The organism is uncultured Polaribacter sp. (assembly GCF_947495205.1).
Classification (GTDB): domain Bacteria; phylum Bacteroidota; class Bacteroidia; order Flavobacteriales; family Flavobacteriaceae; genus Polaribacter.
The window spans coordinates 237,964-258,353 of the sequence record NZ_CANLXV010000002.1; the positions used below are offsets into that span (position 1 = coordinate 237,964).

The window sequence follows — 20,390 nt, forward strand, 5'->3', positions numbered from 1 at the left end:
ATTATTTTTATGAGTAAAACAGTATCATTTTACATCAAGTTAATAGTTGTTTTTTTTATTGGTATCACTAGCTGTTCAGATGCTCAAAATAATACTAAAAAAGATAATCAAATAATTCAAAATGCAGATTTATTATTAAATATAAATCCATTTTCTGTAGTTCATAAAACAGGTGTACCTCCAAGTAAAAGCAAACACGATTATATGAGTATTGGCCCGTATTGGTGGCCAAATCCAAATACGTCAGATAGTTTACCATACATTAGAAAAGATGGTGAAATAAACCCTGAAACTCGAAATAATTTTACAGATTATACAGAGAAAAATAAATTTATAGCTGCTGTAAAAACATTAACTAAAGCATATAAAATTAGTAATAACAATAAATATGCTATTAAAAATTTAGCCCTTATTAATGCTTGGTTTTTAAATGATGAAACTAAAATGAACCCTAATGTAAATTTTGGGCAATACGTTCCTGGTAAATCAGAAGGTAGGTGTTTTGGAATTATTGAATTTGGCGGCTTAACAGCAGTTTTACAATTTTTAGAATTAGCAAAATCCAACAATTTGCTCGATAAAAAAACAGAAAAAGGAATGCATAATTGGTTTACTGATTACAGCAATTGGTTAAAAAATAGCAAATTAGGTATAGAAGAATCCACCAGAAAAAACAACCACGCTACACATTATGATGTTCAATTGCTAAGTATTTTAAGATATCTAAATAAAATTGAAGAAGTTAAAAACTATTTGTCTACAACCACAAAAGCTAGAATTTTTAGTCAAATTGAACCTGATGGAAGTCAGCCTCTTGAATTAGCGAGAACAAAATCTTTTTCTTATTCAGTAATGAATTTACACGCATTTTTAGAATTGGCAGCATTAGGTCAACAAGTTGGCGTAAACCTTTGGAATGAAACTTCAAAAGATGGTAGAAGTATAAAAAAAGGCTACGAATTTATGTTGCCTTATGTAACCAATAAAAAAGAATGGCCTTTCAAACAAATTAAAGATAAAAAGTCTTCTGAAGAAAAATTAATTAAAGATCTAAAAAAGGCTCATAAACTATTTAAAGAAGATGCTTTTGATGAAGCAATCCAAATTATAAACCAAAGAAATACGCCTAAACATTAATATAATACCTAAAAAAATAGGCGATAATCTGCTATGAGGTTACAAAGAAACTTCCTTTTTTTAATATTACTTACCATCATTAGTTGTAATAGCTCAAATGGTAGAAAAGAAGTACCTGTTTCTTATCCAAAAGGCTTAGATAAGTTTCATAAGAATGTCTTGGAATATTATCAAAATCAAAAAATAGAGGATTTTAGAATAGCAGAATTTTTATCAGATTTAAAAGAAGATGGCTCATTTTCTACAATTGATTATACCAATAAAATAAGAAGTGATTGGCCTGTTAAGGATCATTTGAAATATGTACAATATTTAGCAATTAGTTATAAAAATGAATCCTCTAAATATTATCAGGATAAAAACCTTTCAGAAAAAATTCATAAAGGATTAAATTACTGGTTAGAGAACGATTTTTTAAGCACCAATTGGCACGACCAACATATTGGTGTTCCAGAATTTTTGTTGCCAACATTGTTTTTAATGGAAAACGAGTTGTCTAAAAAACAGCTTGATAAAGCAAAAATATTGTTACATCGCGCCAAAATAAAAATGTCTGGTCAAAATAAAGTATGGTTGTCTAATAATGTGATGCTACGCTCTTTGTTGCTAAGAAAACAAGATTCAGTAGCCATTGCAAGTAAAGCCATTCAAAGCGAATTAAAAATAGCAAAAGGTGTTGGTGTAAAACCAGATTGGTCGTATCATGAGCATGGTGCTCAATTACAATTTGGTAATTATGGTTTGTCGTATTTAGAAGATATGATAAAGACCTACACTTTTTTAGACAATACACCTTTTCAATTTGAAAAAGATAAGATTCAATTTCTTAGAAACATCGTTTTAAAAGGACAACAATGGATATTGTACAACAATAGCTACGACACAAATGCTTGTGGAAGACAGCTTTTTCCCAATGAACAACTTCAAAAAGCGAATCGTTTAAAAGAATGTATTCAAAAAATGAAGGTTTTAGATAAAGAATTTACAGAGGCTTATACTATTGCTTTATACTCAAAAACCTTATCAGGTAATAAACACTTTTGGAAATCAGATTTTCAGGTGCACAGAAGAAAAGATTTTTATTTTTCGGTTAAAATGAGTTCTCAACGAGTGGTTGGAACAGAGTCTGTAAATCAAGAAAATGTGCAAGGTTATTATATGGGTGATGGTGTTGCACTTTTATCTAAAAACGGAAAAGAATACGAAAATGTGTTTCCTTTTTGGGATTGGAAAAAATTACCTGGCACTACTATAATTCAAGATAAAAAACCACTTCCAATCATCAAGTTCAAAGCCTTTAAAACCAATAGCACTTTTGTTGGTGGTGTTAGTAATGGCAAAAACGGCATTGCTGTGATGGATTACAATCGAGATGGATTAAAAGCCAAAAAATCTTGGTTTCTATTTGATGACAAAATTGTGTGTTTAGGGAGCGATATTTCAGCAAATACAGATGATCTTGTAACCACAGCCATAAACCAATCCTTTTTAAAAGGTAACGTTATTGTTGCTAAAAATGATAAGATACAAACCAATTTCAGAAACGGAAAAGCACTACAACCAAATTGGATTTTGCACGATAGCATTGGATATCTATTTCCAAAAGGCGGAAATATCAATTTCTCTACAAACATTTTAGAAGGCAGTTGGAATAAGGTGGCAAAACGTTACAGACCAGTAATACTCACAGAACATATTTTTAAATTATGGTTCAATCATGGTTCTCAACCAAAAAACAAAAGCTATAATTACATGTTAGTGCCAAATACAACTCAAGATAAAATGCTGCGTTTGCATAAAAGCAATCCTTTTAAAATAGTGAATACAGATCAACAGCAATCTGTAGAAAGTTTAGACAAGAAACAAGCAGGAATTGTCTTTTATAAAAAAGGAACATCAGAAATTAAAGGTGGTATTCGTGTAGATAAACCTTGTGTTGTTTTAATGGAAGAAAAAACAAATCAATTAATGTTAGCCGTAAGCGACCCTTCACACAAACTAAAAAATATAAAGATTACAATTCATGGAAAATATAATACACAGCATAGTAACTTTAATAATGGAAAAACCCAGTTTATAGTCAATTTACCTCAAGGAAATTATTCAGGAAAAACGGTACAAGTAGCGTTAGATAAAAATTAGAAAAAAATGAAAAAAGTACTTATATATTTAATTTGTTTCGTGTCAATTTTAGTTTCGTGTCAAAACGAAAACACGAATAGCAATTCAGAAAAAGAAATCAATTTAGAAGCGGGTTTTCAAAACCCACCACAAACTTCAAAACCTAGAACTTGGTATCATATTAATAGTGGAAATGCATCAAAAGAAGGCTTTACCAAAGATTTAAAAGCTATTAAAGAAGCAGGAATTGGTGGCGTTTTGGTTTTTAACGTTTCTATGGGTTTGCCAGAAGGCGATGTAAAATACAACTCACAAGAACACAGAGATATTTTAACGCATGCAGCTAAAGAATGCGAAAAACTAGGCTTGAGTTTTGGAGTGCATAATTGTGATGGTTGGACGTCTAGTGGAGGACCTTGGGTAACCCCAGAAAACGCAATGAAAGTTGTGGTGAATAGTCAAGTTATTACAGAAGGAGGTAAACAAATACAGCTAAAATTACCACAACCACCAACAAGACATAATTTTTATAAAGATATTGCTGTGGTTGCCTACCCATCTTTAAAAAACGAATTGATAGACAATCGTGTACAACCTATTATAACTTCTTCAGATAAAGCATTTAAAACAGCTTTGGCAACAGACCATCAAACCAATACGCATGCCGATTTAAAAGCAAACAAATGGGTGCAATACGATTATGGAAAACCTCATACAATTCGTTCTATGTCTGTGTTTATCAACAAACGAAAAGGGCGTTTAAAATTATTAAAATCAGATGATGGTGTAAATTTTACTTTGGCTCACAAACCCAATGAAGAACGTATTGGGAAAGACGAATGTTATTTTGAAGAACATTTTAAACCTATTACAGCACGTTATTTTAGAATCGTAACAGAATTAGATACAGGAATTTACGAAATGCAACTTTCTGCAAATCAAACTTTAGGTAATAAGCTAGAATTTACATCTTACAGAAAACGTAGAAGATCTATTGGAAATCCTGATAAAAGTACATACATCAAAAAAGAAGATATTATTGTTTTAACTGATAAAATGAATAGTGATGGTGTATTAAACGCAAAATTACCAAAAGGAAATTGGACCATTATGCGTTTTGGTTTTACTGCATCTGGTGCAACAAATGAACCTGCATCTGATGAAGGTACTGGACTTGAAGTAGATAAATTCAGTAAAAAAGCCTTAAAAATTCATTATGATGCCTTTGTTGGTAAATTGATAAAACAGGCAAAAATTGATGCACCAAATGCTTTGCAATATGTAGAAATTGACAGTTATGAAGTTGGGCCACAAAACTGGACAGATGATATGGAGCAAATCTTCGAAAAAAGATTTGGGTATGATTTTACACCGTTTTTATTAATGTATGCAGGGAAATACATAGAAAACAACGAAACAATTGAAGCTGTTTTTTGGGATATGAAACAATTGGTAAGTGACTTAATGGTGACCAATTATTTTGATTATTTTACAGAATTATGTCATAAAGATGGTTTAATTTCTTATGTAGAACCTTACGGATTTGTAGGACCTTTTAACAGTTTAGATGCAGGTAGAAGTGCAGATATCCCAATGGGAGAATTTTGGTTAGGAAAACCGAATAAACACAAACGTGCAGCAGTATCTGCTGGCCATATTTATGGTAAAAATGTAATTTCTGCAGAAGCTTTTACAAGTACCAAACTAAATTGGGGTTTTCATCCGGCGTTAGCCAAACAAAAAGGAGATTACGAGTGGACAAACGGAATTAACGAATATATGTTTCATCGTTTTGCACATCAATCCAATACGCACGTAAAACCTGGAATGAGTATGAGTTTTGTAGGATCTCATATTGATAGAACTCAGACTTGGTGGGACAATGCAGGACCTGAATGGTTCAATTATTTAGCAAGAGGATCGTATCTATTACGTCAAGGAAATCCTGTGTTAGATGTATTGGTTTTTGTTGGCGATAAAGCACCAAGTCACGTAATTCACGCCAACCAAATGCGTCCAAAACTTCCAGCTGCTTATAAATACGATTGTGTAAATGCTGATGTGATTATCAATCGTTTAAAAGTTGAAAATGGAAAATTAAAATTACCAAATGGTATTACTTATAATGCATTGTCTTTACAAAGAAATGATGTTATCAATTTAGAAACTTTAAGAGGAATTCTTAAATTATCTAAACAAGGCGCTTTAATTGTTGGTAAAAAACCTAAAAAATTAGGAGGTTACCACATAACTAAAGAGATGCAAGCTGAATTTGAATCTTTAGTAAAAGAAATTTGGGCTAGTAAAAAATCGTATAGCTCAGGCGATTGGGAACAAATATTGAAAGAAAATGAAATTCAGAAAGATTTAATAGTTGACGGACAACCTGATTTTAATTTCTACCACAGACGTACGGAAAATGAAGATATTTATTTTGTGTATAATCATAATTTAACTGAAGTTGAAACCTTGAATTGTAGTTTTTTAATTGATGGAAAAGTACCTGAACTTTGGAATGCAGAAACAGGAGAGATTACCAAATTAGTTGAATATACTACTAAAAACGGAAGAACAGATATTGCTATTAAAATGCAGCCACAACAATCTGTTTTTGTAGTATTTAAAGAGGAAGATAAAAAGCGACCAAAAGTTGTTTATGAAAAATCTAACAATGCAGCTAAACCAATATTTAGTTTAAATGATCATGATGAATTACAAGCTGAAGTTTATGAAAACGGAAATTATTCAGTACTGGTAAACAATTCAGAAAACTGGAACATTAATGTAAACGATATTTCTAACTCTGTTGAAATTAAAGGCAATTGGGAAATCAATTTTAGAGCAGAAGACTTTTATAAAGCTACTTTACAAACAGATGAATTGTTTGATTGGACAACCAGCAAAGTAGATGAAATTAAACATTATTCTGGTACAGCAATGTATAAAACAACATTCAATATAGAAAAAGATATGTTGCAATCTGATAGACAATTTCAAATTAATTTAGGCAAAGTAAATGTAATTGCTAAAGTAATTGTAAACGGAAAAGATGTTGGTGTAAGTTGGCTAGCACCTCATAATTTAAAGGTTACAACTGCTTTAAAAGAAGGTGAAAATACACTAGAGGTTCAGGTGACCAACCAATGGACAAACCGTTTAATTGGCGATGAAAAATTACCCAACCAAACAGGATACAATGTAAAAAGAGGAAGCCCAGGTTTTGGCGATTCTGAATTTAGAGGCAAGTTTAAAAAAATGCCAAAGTGGTTTAGAGATAACCAACCACTACCAGAAGGACCACGCAAAACATTTAGTGCGTATTCTTTTCAAAAACCAACAGATGCATTATTGCCATCAGGTTTATTAGGTCCTGTAACAATTTCAGCATCAAAAATTATAAAAAAACAATAACTATACAATGAAAAATATAGCCGTTTTAATTCTACTATTTTTATTTTTAGGATGCAATCCATCTTCAGAAAAAGATACGCAAACTTTAACTTTAGAAGAAGGATTTAAAAATCCGCCAAACGCAGCAAAAGCCAGAACATGGTGGCATTGGATTAGTGGAAACGTATCTAAATCTGGCATTACAAAAGATTTGGAAGCTATGAAAGCTGTTGGTATTCAAGAAGCACAATTGTTTAATGTGCATTTGGGTTTTCCACAAGGACCTGCTAAATATTTAAGTAAAGATTGGCTAGACTTATTTAAATTTTCTGCGGAAGAAGCCAAACGTTTGGATTTAGAATTGGCATTTCACAACAGCGCAGGTTGGTCTTCTTCTGGTGGGCCTTGGGTTACTGAAGAAAACGCGATGCAAACCGTAGTTTTTAGTGAATTAAATATTAAAGGCGGAAAAGAAATTAAAGTACAATTACCAAAACCTCAAACAAAATATGAATACTATAAAGACATTGCAGTTTTAGCATTTCCAAAACCCAAAGCAACTCAAAAAATAGAAGGTTTAGATTATAAAATATTGTCAGAACGTATTCGAAATCATTTATTACCAGATACTAAAGTGATTCCACAAGAATCAATTATTTCAAAAGAAACGGTTATTGATGTAACTTCTAAAGTATCTGAACAAGGAATCTTAGAATGGAAAGCTCCAGTTGGAGAATTCGTTATTTTAAGATTTGGACACACACCAATTGGAACTCAAAATCGTCCTGCACCACCAGAAGCTAGAGGTTTAGAAGTAGATAAAATGAGTAAAACAGCAGTTGATGCCTATTGGAAAGGTGGCGTACAACCTATAATTGACAAGTTAGGCGATTTAATAGGAACAACTGTAAATAATTGTTTAATTGATAGTTATGAAGTAGAAACCACCAACTGGACGACTGGTTTTGAAACGCAATTTGAGAGTTTAAGAGGTTATGATTTAACCGCTTATTTACCAACGTTAGCTGGTTATTATGTAGAAAGTGGAGAAATATCAGAACGTTTTTTGTGGGATTTTAGAAGAACCATTGGCGATTTAATTTCCGAAAATTACTACGCATATTTTGCAGATTTATGTCATAAAAACGGAATGCAGTTTTCTGTAGAACCTTATTGGGGGCCTTTTGATAATATGCAAGTTGGTGCCACAGGAGACATTGTAATGTGTGAGTTTTGGAGTGGTGGTTACCCGTTTTTTGATTCTGCAAAATTTGTTTCTTCTATTGCACATTTAAATGGCAGTGCTATTGTTGGTGCAGAAGCATTTACAGGAATTGGTGGTTGGATCAAACACCCAGCAACTATAAAATCAATTGGAGACCAAGCTTGGGCGCAAGGAATTAGTCGTTTTATATTTCATTCTTATGTACATCAACCTTGGGATGTTGCTCCTGGTATGGCTTTAAGTTATCATGGTTATGATCTTAATAGAAATAATACTTGGTGGAATCAAGGAAAATCATTTTTAGATTATATTGCTCGCTCTCAATTTTTGCTGCAACAAGGTAAAAATGTAGCTGATGTTTTAGTGTTTACAGGAGAATCATCACCAAATACTGCTTTTTTAATGCCACAAATTAAAAAATTAGGATTCGATTATGATTTAATTGGAGCAAATAAATTAAAAGATTTAACCGTTAAAGATGGTGTTATTTATTCTTCCGTAGGAAATACATACAACATTTTAGTATTACCAGAATCTGATTTGATAAAACCAGAAACTTTAGAAAAAGTAAAAGAATTGGTTGCTGGTGGCGCAAAAGTTATTGGTAAAAAACCATCGAAATCGCCAAGTTTAACAAATTACCCAAATAATGATGCTATTGTTAAAAATGAAGTTGAAGCATTATGGACTTCTGGTTTGGTAAAAGATGTTTTAATTGAAACTGTTTTAAGCGAAAAAATACCCGATATTAAAGTTGAAAGTAGCGATAAAACAGACCTGAGTTTCATCCATAGAAAAACAGCAAAAGCTGATATTTATTTTATGGCAAACACCAGAAAAGAAGCTAGAGATGTTACAGTACGTTTTAGAGTTGCTGGAAAACAACCTGAACTTTGGAATTCAGAAAAAGGAACCATTGAAGATGCTGTTGTTTTTAAAGAAAATGAAGATGGTACTACCACAGTGCCTTTGCATTTGGGAACTGAAGAATCTGTATTTATCATCTTTAAAAAACCTTCAAATAAAAACCATTTGGTAACTGCTAAAATGGAATTAGAAAAACAAAAAGTAGCACCGTTAGCTAACTTAGAAATTGTAAAAGCTGAATATGGTACATTTTTACAAGAAGGTTTAATTGATATTACAGACAAAGTTAATAGCACCATAAAAAACGGGAAATTAGATTTTAAAATGTCGCGTGCTTTTTGCGATTGCGATCCTGCAATGGGCTATAAAAAAGAGTTTCGAATGGAATATTTAATTGGAGCTACAAAAAAGCAATTAGTTGCTGAAGAACGAGAACATATTAAAATAGATGCAGGCAATAAAAAATTAGAAGTATTGAAAGCTGTTTTTGGAAAATTTAAAGGAGAAACTAAGGGAATTCCTGAGAATTACAAAACGTATGACATCACAAAAGAGATACAAAAACAAGTAGCTTCTGGAAAATATAATATTGCTGTTACCAATAAATTAATTGATAATAAAATACCTGCAGGAAATAAAATAGCTTTAAAAATTACGTTTGTTACAGATGGTGAAGAAAGAACTATTTATGTTCCTAAAAATCAGATTTTAAAATTATCAAAAGATAAAACAAAACCAAAATTAGTTTACGAAAATAACGCTATCAAATGGATAACACCTGCTGCAGGAAAACTAACCTACAGTAATGTTTCAGGAGAAACAAAAACTGTAGCAATAAAAGCCCTACCAAAACCCATTGATTTATCCAATTCTTGGGAGGTAACTTTTCCGCATAAAAAAGAAAACCCGGAGATTGTAAAATTTAACGAATTAATATCTTGGTCTCATCATAAAGATGAAAATATTCAGCATTTTTCTGGAACTGCATCTTACAAAAAAGAGTTTATAATTTCTGATGAATTGTTACAACCAGAAAATAGTTTAGAACTAGATTTAGGAAGTGTTGCTGTTATTGCAGAAGTAAGCATCAATGGAAAAAAAGTAAGTACTTTATGGAAAACTCCTTTTAGAACAAATATTAGCGACTTTCTAGTAAAAGGAAAAAACACAGTCACCATAAAAGTTACCAACTTGTGGCCAAACAGATTAATTGGTGATGAAAAGTTACCTTTAGATTATGAACGTAAAGGAAATAAAATAAAAAAATTACCAGATTGGTTGTTAAATAATACAAAACGTCCATCTAAACGCACAACTTTTTCTTCTTGGAAACATTGGAGTAAAAATGATGCGTTGTTAACATCTGGTTTATTAGGACCAGTACAAATCAATATTAATAAAGTATTAAAAATCGAATAATGATTACAAAACAAAATCTACTCAAAATAAGTTTATGCTTTTTATTATTTGGTTGTAATGCCACAAAAAAGGATGTTTCAAACAATAAAAATTCAGAAAAAAAAGTAGATTATTTTGCTGATAATGGTTTTGGGAATGCAGTAGCTATTGTGCAACATCCTTCTGGTGTTTATCACAAAGGGATTACGTATGTGGCGTATCAAGGTCCTTTAGAAGACCCTTATGTGGCATCCTACAATCATAAAACCAAAGAATGGAAAGGACCATTTAAAGCTGGTGTTAGTGAAATGGGAAAAGAGCCAAACCGTAAAAAGAATATAGACAATCATGGTAAACCAGCATTGTTAATTGACGATGCAGGCTATATTCATATTGCATTTGGCGGTCATGGAGGAATGCGTAAACATGGCGAAAATCCTTTAGGAAATTATAGTTATGGAAAAAATTTACATGCTGTTTCTAAAAAACCTTTCGATATTTCTGAGTGGGAAACACTAGATAACATTTCATTATTTGGTACTTACAGTCAGTTTGTAAAAATGGACAATGGAGATATTTACCTATTTTATAGACATGGAGCGCATAGAAGCAATTGGGTGTATCAAAAATCTACAGACAATGGTGTTACTTTTGATGAACCGGTTTCGTTTTTAAAACACAAAAGAAGAACTGAGATTGAAGCAGAAGATTCTTGGTATCCTTGGGTGAGTAAAGGTAATGGAGATAATATTATTGTAGCATTTGATTACCATATTTGTAGAGATAACAAAAACGCACAAGACGCACGTGGGCATATACCAGAAAGACATAATGTGTATTATATGGTTTTTGATACCAAAGCAAAAGAATGGAAAAATGTTAAAAATGAACTTTTAGAAATGCCTTTAACCAAAGAAATGGCAGACCAAAAAACTCTGGTTAAAAAAATACCTAGTGATTGGACTTTTCAAGGAATAGCTGATGTTGATTCAAATGGAAACCCACAAGTATGTATGTTGGTTGGGCCAGATGTAGGAGCAAAAAGAAGTGGTCCTAAACGTTTACAACATTTTAGATGGGATGGAAATACTTGGCTACAAAGCAAAAACTCAAATCTACCAAGAGGAAATGGAGATATAGAAGTAACATCAGCAACAAAAGTTAGCATTTATCTAGAAAGCGAAACTAGCAATGATGTTGGAGAAATTAGCAGATGGGATAGTTTTGATGGTGGAAATTCGTTTCAGAAAGAAAAGGTTTTTTTAGAACGAAAAAACTCAGGATTTGTAATATCTACGCTTATAGACAATCCACATCCTGATGCAAGAATAATTGTAGGCGAAAAAGTAAAAGGAACAGATTTTAGAAAAATGTATTTATTGGGTGATCATGGCCCAATTCAAAGAAATAAAGAAGAAACCGTATTTGATAAACCGACTATAAATCTAACTAAAAAATAGAATTTAAAATGAAAATTAGTAAAAAACTAACTTTAGCAATAGTTGCAGCAAGCATATTAATTTCTTGCGGAAAAGGAACTAAAAAAGAAACTGAAGCTGCTTCAACAAAAGTTCAAAATCAACCAAATATTGTATTTATTCTTTCTGATGATCAATCTTGGACAGATTACAGTTTTATGGGCGATGAAAATATTGAAACGCCAAGGTTAGATCAATTTGCAAAGGAGAGTTTAACGTTTACAAGAAGTTATGTGCCAACACCTTTATGTTCCCCATCATTGGCAACAATAATTACTGGTTTATACCCAAAAGATCATGGTATTTTAGGTAACGATTATGTTTATAAAAAACTAAAAGATAAGAAGGAAAGTAGAAAAAACAGAAACGAAGCATATAAACCTATTATTAAGGCTTTTGAAAAACAAACTACATTGCCAGATTTGTTAAAGGAAAAAGGGTACTTATCATTCCAAACAGGAAAATGGTGGCATGGAAACCATAAAGTTGGTGGTTTTGATTATGGAATGACACATGGAAATCCAAAAAGAGGAGGAAGACATGGCGATTATGGTTTAGAAATAGCAAGAAAAGGTCTTGATACCATTAATAGTTATTTAAATTTATCGCTTAAAGAGAAAAAACCTTTCTTTTTATGGTATGCACCGTTTTTACCTCATAAACCACATACACCACCAAAGCGTTTATATGAAAAATATAAAAAGAAAACCGATTCTAAATACCTAGCAAAATATTGGGCAATGTGCGAGTGGTTTGATGAAACTTGTGGCGACTTATTTGATTTAATTGATGATAAGGGTTTAACAAAAAACACTCTGTTTGTATATGTATGTGATAATGGATGGAAACAAGACCCTAATAAAAGTGGTTATTTAAAAACATCAAAACGTGCACCTTATGATTTAGGAATTCGTACGCCAATAATGTACAAATGGGCAGGTAAAATAACACCAAAAATGGATACAAAAACCATTACAAGCAGTATAGATATGGTGCCTACTGTATTGGAATTATTAGATATTGAAAAACCAGGAAACCTACCAGGAATTAATGTTTTAAATGAAAAAGCATTAAGCGAACGAAAAGGTGTTTTTGGTGAAGTATATGCACATGATTTTGAAAGTATTGAAAATAGTATGTTTTACAATATGGCAATTTTTCCTCCTTATAAAATCATTGTTCCAGATTCTGTAAGAAAGAAAAATGAGGTAATTCAGTTGTTTAATATTGATAAAGATCCTTTTGAAAAGAATAATATTGCAAATCAAAACCCGGAAATTGTAAAAGATTTACAAGAAAAAATTAAAGCCTTTAGATCAAAGTAATACATTATGAAAAAAATATATTTCCTTGCATTAACAAGCATATTTGTATTAAGTGCTTGTAAAACCGATAAAAAAGAAGAAGTAAAATCCGCAAAACCCAATGTGCTTTTTATTGCTGTTGATGATTTAAATAATTGGATTAGTCCTATTACAAATTTCTCTAATGTAAAAACACCTAATTTTGATAGATTAGCAAAAATGGGGGTAACCTTTACCAATGCCCATGTTCAAGCACCTCTTTGTGGTCCTTCAAGAGCTTCTATAATGACAGGTTTACGCCCGTCAACCACTGGTATTTATGGAATGACACCAGACAATAAAATAAGAAGACCAGAAAATCCAGCCACAAAAGACATTACCTTTTTACCAGAATATTTTGAGCAAAATGGCTATCACACCATGGGAATTGGAAAGTTATTTCACATTCATGCACCTGATAGCGTTTTTAATGAATCTGGTGGACGTGTTAAAGGTTTTGGACCATATCCTAAAGAACGAATTGTATGGGATGGTTTTGGAACATCAAAATCAAAAGAAAATAAAGGGAAATATGGTAGAACGAGCACAGATTGGGGAGCTTTTCCAGAAAATGACACCTTAATGCCAGACCATAAATCTGTAAATTGGGTTGCAGAAAGGTTAAAAAGAAATTATGACAAACCCTTTTTTATGGCACTTGGTTTTTTGCGTGTCCATGTACCTTTATACGTACCTCAAAAATGGTTCGATTTGTATCCCTTAGAAGACATTCAAACACCACCTTATAAATCAGATGATTTAAATGATATTCCTCAAATAGGTTTGCATATTAACGATTTACCTATGATGCCTTCTACAGAATGGGCTAAAGAAAGTGGCGAATGGAAAAAAATTGTGCAAGCTTATTTGGCCTGTATTAGTTATGTAGATTATGAGTTAGGTAGAGTTTTAGATGCTTTAGAAAGTAGCAAACATGCAAACAATACCGTTATTGTTTTATGGTCTGATCATGGATACAGATTAGGCGAAAAAGGAACTTTTGCAAAACACGCACTTTGGGAAACAGCTACAAAAGCTCCATTAATGTTTGCTGGACCTAATTTACCTAAAGGAAAAAAAATAAATGCTCCTGTAGAAATGTTATCTATTTACCCTACTTTATTAGAATTGAGTGGTTTGTCTGCCAACAATAAAAATGAAGGAAAAAGTTTAGTAAATATGATGCAAAGTGATGAAATTACAGAGAATACTTATGCAATTACAACATTTGGGATGAATAACCACGCTGTAAAAATTAATAATTACAGATACATTAGTTATGAGGATGGTACTGAAGAATTCTACGATCATACTTCTGATCCTAATGAATGGAATAATGAAGCGAAAAACCCAAAATATACTGCTCAAATAGAAAAAATGAAAGGGTTACTACCAAAAGTAAATATGATTTGGGATGAAGAATCTTCTTATACCTTTCAGCCTTATTTTGTTGAGCAAAAAGCACGTGTAAATGGTGAAGAAAAGAAACCCGTAGAAGTAATTGGCGCAGATAGATAATTGTAATTAAAACTATGCATTAATTGAAATATATAACTGCAAATATTATAAAATGAGAAGTTGATGTTTTGTTGGATTTAGTAATTGTAAATACGCTAAATATTACACATTAAGATTTTGCTAAAAATGGAATTCAAGCTGTAAAACAGCTAATTATTGAAAACCAATTTTAAAAATTACATTTTTTACGTGCTGATGTTCAGACACCTCAGGATACTTTTTATCAAAAAAAAAAGTAATTTCACATATATTACACAAAATTTTTAACGAAAAATTAAAATATATGTTATCCAAAAAATTAATAAAATACAGTTTCGTATTTCTTTTATATATATGCAGTTTATCTTCTATAACAGGCCAAGTAACATTGTCAACAGATTTTACAGATGATAATCAAAAAAATACACCAATACACAATATTTGGTCAATAGCTAACAGAATTAGTCCAACAAATGGTTCAAACGTTCGTCCTGGTCTTAAAATGAATACCGTTAGAATGATTGGTGGTATCAAAAAAACAGTTAATGGTAAAAATGTAAAAGATTTAGATTTTGATACCTGTTTATACGATTCTATTAACAATACATACGTATATCGATTTCAACCTTTACTAGACAGGTTAGATAAAATTATCAATTCTCAAACAGAAATTCATCAAATTGTATTAGACCAACCTTCATGGGCCTTTCAACATGGTTATACGTTTATTCCAACAGGCACTAGAGATAATGTAAATTTTAGAGAAGATGAGCAAATATCCATTTATGGAAATTCTTTACCACCAAAAGACAAACAAGCTTATCACGATTATATAAAAGCTTTAATAACCAAGTTGGTTGATACCTATGGCGAAGAAAAGGTTTTGTCTTGGCGTTTTAGAGTGGGTTCAGAAATTGAAACTCCAGATCATTGGTTTGGTACCAAACAAGAGTTTATAGAACATTTTGAAAATACAGAAAAAGCTGTAAGAGCAGTTTTACCAAATGCAAAAATAGGTTTACATACTAGAGCTCCAGATTTTCTATTTAAAAATGGTACTGTTTTAAATTATAAAGGAGAACCTTTTGCCTCTTTTGCTGCCGATTTAATTGAATATGCTGCAGATAATAATTTGCAATATGACTTTTGGGGGGTTTCAGATTATGTAATTTTAGGCCATAGTGGTTTGCGTAATATGAAAGAAAAGTATAACAAATTGTTCGCAGATTTAGTAAACCACCCAAAATGGAATGCCAATGCAACCATAGATCTTATGGAATACGCAACTATAACCACAATAGATGGCGCAGATGATAGAGGTTTTATTAATGCCGAAACTTCGCATGCAGAAATTGTAGAACTCTATTTTTCTAACATTTATTATAAGAATAAAAACAAAGGCTTAGATTTAATTTACAGATGGGGTAATAGAACAGGTTCACAAGACCCACCAGCAATTAGTATGCTAAATGCAATGGATGATAAAATGCTTTACACAACAACTATTTCTGGTAATCCAAAAATAGCTACAAATGATATCGATGCATTTTTTGCAAAAAAAGAAGATGTTGCAGAATATGATGTTTTAATTTATAATTACAACAACAATTCTTTAATTTATAGAGAAAAGGAGACGGTAAATTTGTTTTTCGCATCTACTTTACCAGAAGAAACCACTTTGTATTATAGAAGTATTTCTTATGATAAAACCAACAACAAACTTCAAAATTTCTTAATAAATAATTCAAGATTTGTAAAAAATGGTTTTGATGCTAAAGGAAGCCCAGACAGAATTTTAACAGAAGCTGGTTTTGCGGCTTATGAGGCTTATGAAAACCCAAATCCGCATGAATTTAGCAACTGGAAAAGTATAACAACTACTGCCAAAACCGATGGAAAAGCAGGTTCAATGATAAATACTAATACAGAAATTGCTTCTTTTGCTTTTCAAAAATTTGAATTTAGAACAGAAGATTATTTTACACAAACCATTACGCCTGCAACTGTGGTTTGGACAACTTCAGAAGATTTTTCTCCATGGACAGCTGTTAGTACTGGAATGAATGTAAATACAGAAGATGACAAATTAACGTTAAATTTTTCTAACGGATTTGCATTTCCTATGGCTGCAAACACAAATTTAAATATCAACTCAGATTTGTATGGTACTTTAGAGTTAGTTGTTAAAAATAACACAGCCGCTTCTAGCATTCAAATGGCAGCAAATATACCTGGTACTCAATTTGCTTCTGGTAGATTAAAGATTACAATTCCTAATGACAACCAATGGCATACTATAAATGTAGACTTAACAAATTGGTCTCAATGGCAAGGTATTATTAAAGAGTTTAAAGTGTATGAAAGAGTAAATACAGGTAGTATGGTTTTTGATAAAATTGAATTTAAACCAAAAGCAAATGCCGAAATTTTTGATGTAAACATTACAAAAGAAGGTAATGGTTTAATAAATTACAAAAGTGGCACCTCTTTTAACGGACAAGTATTTAATTTAAATGCTATTGCAAATAGCGATTGGGAGTTTACAGGCTGGACAGGAGATATAGAAAGTACAGAAAACCCATTAACACTTACTGTAAATTCAGATGTAAATATTAAAGCTGTATTTGTGCAAAAAAGTTTATCCGTAGTTGAAAATCAAGTAAAAGATGCTTTTGTAGTGTATCCAAACCCAAGTAACAATGGCGTTTTTAATCTAAAAAACACAACAAATCAAAACTGGGAAGTTTACAACATTAATGGTGCTAAATTACTTTCTGGAAATGGAAAAACAATTGATATTTCTAATTTTTCAAAAGGAATGTATATTTTAAAGATTAAGAATAGTTTTAGCAAATTATTGTATTAAAAGAAAAATGAATGAAGTGTATAAAATATTAAAAGTCATTTTTTTGACATTCTTTTTATTAGGTTGTAGCTCATCAAAACCAGAGAAAAAAGAAACAAATCAAAAAAAGCCAAATATCGTATTCATATTTGCAGATGATTTAGGTTGGGCAGACGTAAGCACTGGTAGTACAAATGGCAACAAAGGTTCTAAAACATATGAAACTCCTGTTATAGACAAATTAGCCTCTCAAGGAATGTCTTTTACCAATGCCTATACCAACCAAAATTGTGCACCATCAAGGGCAGCATTAATTAGTGGTCAATATGCAACAGGAGTAGATAATCAGGTCTATAATGTAGGTTCACTAAAAAGACAAGACAAAAGAACCAAAGGATTTCCTAATGTACTCATAGAACCATTTAAGCAAAAAAAGGTTATTGCAGAAGATGGAATTAATATTTTTGATGTATTAAAAACAAAAGGATATCGAACTGCTTTAGTAGGCAAAAGTCATGGAACACCACATCCTTTAAAGGGCGATTATGGCATTGATTTACCAGCAGATATTCACCATATTATAGCAGCACCCATTAACGGAAAAAGAACAAAATCTTTTTATTTAGCGTTGAATTCTGATAAAAAAGGATGGACCTTTAATTCAGAATTTGTAGATAAATATGCAAATCCCTATGATGAAGAATACATCAACACCGTCTTAAAACCTTATAAAAATCAAGGAGATATATCGCTTTTAAAAGGAACTCCAAAACACCTTACAGATGCTATTGGAGATTTTTCTGTAGATTATATTCAAGAAAATGCAAATGCTAAAAATCCATTCTTTTTGTATGTGCCATTTCACGCTGTACATTCAGATGTTACTGGCAGAAAAGATTTAACACAAAAGTATCTGAAAAGGGGCTTAAAACCAAGAATTGCAGAATATGCCTCTATGATTGAATTGTTAGACCAAAATGTCGGAAAAATAAACAATGCTTTAAAAGATCCTAATGGAGATGGTAATAATGAAGACGATATTACTAATAATACCATTTTTATTTTTTATTCTGATAATGGAGGTCTATTTAACAACACACCTTTAAAAGGTAAAAAAGGAAACTTGACTGAAGGCGGAATTAGAGTACCATTAATTTTTAGATTTCCAAATGTGATAAAAGAAAAATCAGTAACCAATCAAGCAGTACATTGTATTGATTTTTTACCAACCTTAGCAGCATTAACAGGCGTGGATATTACTTCACTAAAAAAGAAAGATGGAAGCACACCTAAATATGATGGTGCATCTTTTGCAAAAATTTTAACGGGTGAAGAAAAAAGAATTTCAAGAGAGAATTTATTTTGGCATTTACCAGGATATATGGACGAAAGATTTTCCCCATCAACATTAATTCAAAAAAGAATTGAAGACGAATATTACAAACTTTTTTATTTTTACGAAGCAAACGAGTTTGAAATGTATAACATCACTAAAGATATTTTTGAAAAAAGAAATATTTTAGAAAACCCTACTTCAGCAGAAATGGAAATTGCTCTAAAAATGAATGCTGATATGTTAGCTTGGTTAAAAACAAAAAACGCTCCAACAGGAACTTGGGTTAAAAATGGAAAAAAAGTACCTTATCCTAAATTAAATGAAGTTAAAAAATATTTGAATGAGTAAAATTTACCTCTATTTCATTGGTTTCTTAATTCTTTTTACCGCTTGTAAAGTTCAAAAAAAAGAAGCTATACATACAGCAGATCACAAACCAAAAAACATCTTATTTATTGCTGTTGATGATTTGCGACCTGAACTTAATTTTTATGGGGCAAAACACATTAAATCTCCAAATTTAGACAAATTAGCTTCACAAAGTTTGGTGTTTAACAAGGCGTATTGCAACATCCCTGTTTGTGGTGCATCAAGAGCAAGCTTGCTTACAGGTGCAAGACCAACAAGAAATAGATTTATAGACCATAATACAAAAAAGGATGAAGATTATCCTAATGGAATTTCACTTCCACAATTATTAAAACAAAACGGATACACCACCATTTCTAACGGAAAAATTTATCATCATAAAAATGATGATAAAAATGCTTGGAATGAGATTTGGCAACCTGCAAGACGTTGGAGATACGCTACAGAAAAAGGTTTTGAATTTCGTAAAAAACAAGGTAGAGGAATGCCAACTGAAAATGCAGCAACAGCAGACTCTACTTATTTAGATGGAAAGTTAGCTCTAAAAGTAATAAAAGATTTACAAAAGCTAAAACAATCTAACCAACCCTTCTTTTTAACAATGGGAGTTGTAAAACCACATTTGCCTTTTAATGCGCCAAAAAAATATTGGGATTTGTATGATAGAAATGAAATTGAACTTCCTGTAAGTTATCAACAACCTAAAACAACTCCTAAAGCAGCCTTTCATAATTTTGGAGAACTACGAAAATATGCAACAATTCCTAAAAAAGGAGATTTACCTGAAGATTTAGCAAAAGAATTAATTCACGGTTATTATGCCTGTGTAAGTTATGTTGATGCCCAAATTGGTTTGGTTTTAGATGAATTAAAACGTTTAGAATTAGAAGACGACACTATTGTAATTCTTTGGGGAGATCATGGTTGGAATTTAGGAGACCACAAGTTATGGAGCAAGCATGTAACTTTTGAAACTGCTTTAAGAACTCCTTTAGTTATTAAAGTTCCTGGAAAAACAAAAGGAACAAAAACAGAAGCTATTACAGAGTATATAGACGTGTATCCTAGTTTAGCCGAATTGGTTGGCTTAGAAGTTCCAAACACAGTAGAAGGTAAAAGTTTTGTACCAATTATTAACGGAGAAAGTTCTCAAAAAGATTGGGCAGTTAGTAAATTTAAAGATGCTGTAACTTTAATTAAAGGCGATTTATTTTATACAGAATGGACAAAAGATGATGGTATTGCTTATGCCAGAATGTTGTTTGACCATAAAACGGATCCATTAGAATTAGATAATTTAGCAGAAAAACCAGCCTACAAAGAAAAAGTAAAAGCACTTGCTTTAGAATTAAGAACAAAATGGGGAAAAGATTTTTTGAAATAA

General features: G+C 31.5%; 10 protein-coding genes. All 10 read left to right on the top strand.

Annotated features, from left to right (window positions below; translation table 11 throughout):
* Nucleotides 1-9 precede the first annotated feature (9 nt).
* The 10 genes from Q0762_RS03160 to Q0762_RS03205 all read left to right on the top strand — a co-directional run bounded on the left by Q0762_RS03160 (nucleotide 10) and on the right by Q0762_RS03205 (nucleotide 20,390).
* A complete protein-coding gene (locus Q0762_RS03160) occupies nucleotides 10-1,137 on the top strand; it encodes an alginate lyase family protein (protein ID WP_298763460.1) in 1,128 nt (375 codons plus the stop codon).
* A gap of 33 nt (nucleotides 1,138-1,170) precedes the next feature.
* Nucleotides 1,171-3,279: a polysaccharide lyase family 8 super-sandwich domain-containing protein gene (locus tag Q0762_RS03165; protein ID WP_298763462.1), complete on the top strand. Its 2,109-nt coding sequence runs from the start codon at nucleotides 1,171-1,173 to the stop codon at nucleotides 3,277-3,279.
* Between the two features lie 6 nt (nucleotides 3,280-3,285).
* Nucleotides 3,286-6,669, top strand: a complete 3,384-nt coding sequence (locus Q0762_RS03170) for a glycosyl hydrolase (protein WP_298763464.1) — start codon at nucleotides 3,286-3,288, stop codon at nucleotides 6,667-6,669.
* 7 nt (nucleotides 6,670-6,676) lie between these two features.
* Nucleotides 6,677-10,159, top strand: coding sequence for a glycosyl hydrolase (locus tag Q0762_RS03175; protein WP_298763466.1), 3,483 nt, complete (start codon nucleotides 6,677-6,679; stop codon nucleotides 10,157-10,159).
* Nucleotides 10,159-11,598: a BNR-4 repeat-containing protein gene (locus Q0762_RS03180; protein ID WP_298763468.1), complete on the top strand. Its 1,440-nt coding sequence runs from the start codon at nucleotides 10,159-10,161 to the stop codon at nucleotides 11,596-11,598. The genes Q0762_RS03175 and Q0762_RS03180 overlap by 1 nt, the downstream gene beginning before the upstream one ends.
* A gap of 8 nt (nucleotides 11,599-11,606) precedes the next feature.
* Nucleotides 11,607-12,941 carry a sulfatase-like hydrolase/transferase gene (locus tag Q0762_RS03185; protein WP_298763470.1) on the top strand — a complete coding sequence of 445 codons (1,335 nt, stop codon included), beginning with the start codon at nucleotides 11,607-11,609 and terminating at the stop codon, nucleotides 12,939-12,941.
* Between the two features lie 6 nt (nucleotides 12,942-12,947).
* Nucleotides 12,948-14,477, top strand: coding sequence for a sulfatase (locus Q0762_RS03190; protein ID WP_298763472.1), 1,530 nt, complete (start codon nucleotides 12,948-12,950; stop codon nucleotides 14,475-14,477).
* A 283-nt stretch (nucleotides 14,478-14,760) separates the two neighbouring features.
* Nucleotides 14,761-17,322 (top strand): T9SS type A sorting domain-containing protein, encoded by a 2,562-nt coding sequence (locus Q0762_RS03195; protein WP_298763474.1) that lies wholly within the window; start codon nucleotides 14,761-14,763, stop codon nucleotides 17,320-17,322.
* A gap of 43 nt (nucleotides 17,323-17,365) precedes the next feature.
* Nucleotides 17,366-18,985, top strand: coding sequence for a sulfatase-like hydrolase/transferase (locus Q0762_RS03200; RefSeq protein ID WP_298763476.1), 1,620 nt, complete (start codon nucleotides 17,366-17,368; stop codon nucleotides 18,983-18,985).
* Complete coding sequence (locus Q0762_RS03205; protein WP_298763478.1) at nucleotides 18,978-20,390, top strand: sulfatase; 1,413 nt, start codon at nucleotides 18,978-18,980, stop codon at nucleotides 20,388-20,390. Before Q0762_RS03200 ends, Q0762_RS03205 begins: the two co-directional genes overlap by 8 nt.

Coding starts and splice junctions, on each gene's coding strand:
- Q0762_RS03160 (WP_298763460.1), top strand. CDS start 10: ATGAGTAAAACAGTATCATTTTACATCAAGTTAATAGTTGTTTTTTTT.
- Q0762_RS03165 (WP_298763462.1), top strand. CDS start 1,171: ATGAGGTTACAAAGAAACTTCCTTTTTTTAATATTACTTACCATCATT.
- Q0762_RS03170 (WP_298763464.1), top strand. CDS start 3,286: ATGAAAAAAGTACTTATATATTTAATTTGTTTCGTGTCAATTTTAGTT.
- Q0762_RS03175 (WP_298763466.1), top strand. CDS start 6,677: ATGAAAAATATAGCCGTTTTAATTCTACTATTTTTATTTTTAGGATGC.
- Q0762_RS03180 (WP_298763468.1), top strand. CDS start 10,159: ATGATTACAAAACAAAATCTACTCAAAATAAGTTTATGCTTTTTATTA.
- Q0762_RS03185 (WP_298763470.1), top strand. CDS start 11,607: ATGAAAATTAGTAAAAAACTAACTTTAGCAATAGTTGCAGCAAGCATA.
- Q0762_RS03190 (WP_298763472.1), top strand. CDS start 12,948: ATGAAAAAAATATATTTCCTTGCATTAACAAGCATATTTGTATTAAGT.
- Q0762_RS03195 (WP_298763474.1), top strand. CDS start 14,761: ATGTTATCCAAAAAATTAATAAAATACAGTTTCGTATTTCTTTTATAT.
- Q0762_RS03205 (WP_298763478.1), top strand. CDS start 18,978: ATGAGTAAAATTTACCTCTATTTCATTGGTTTCTTAATTCTTTTTACC.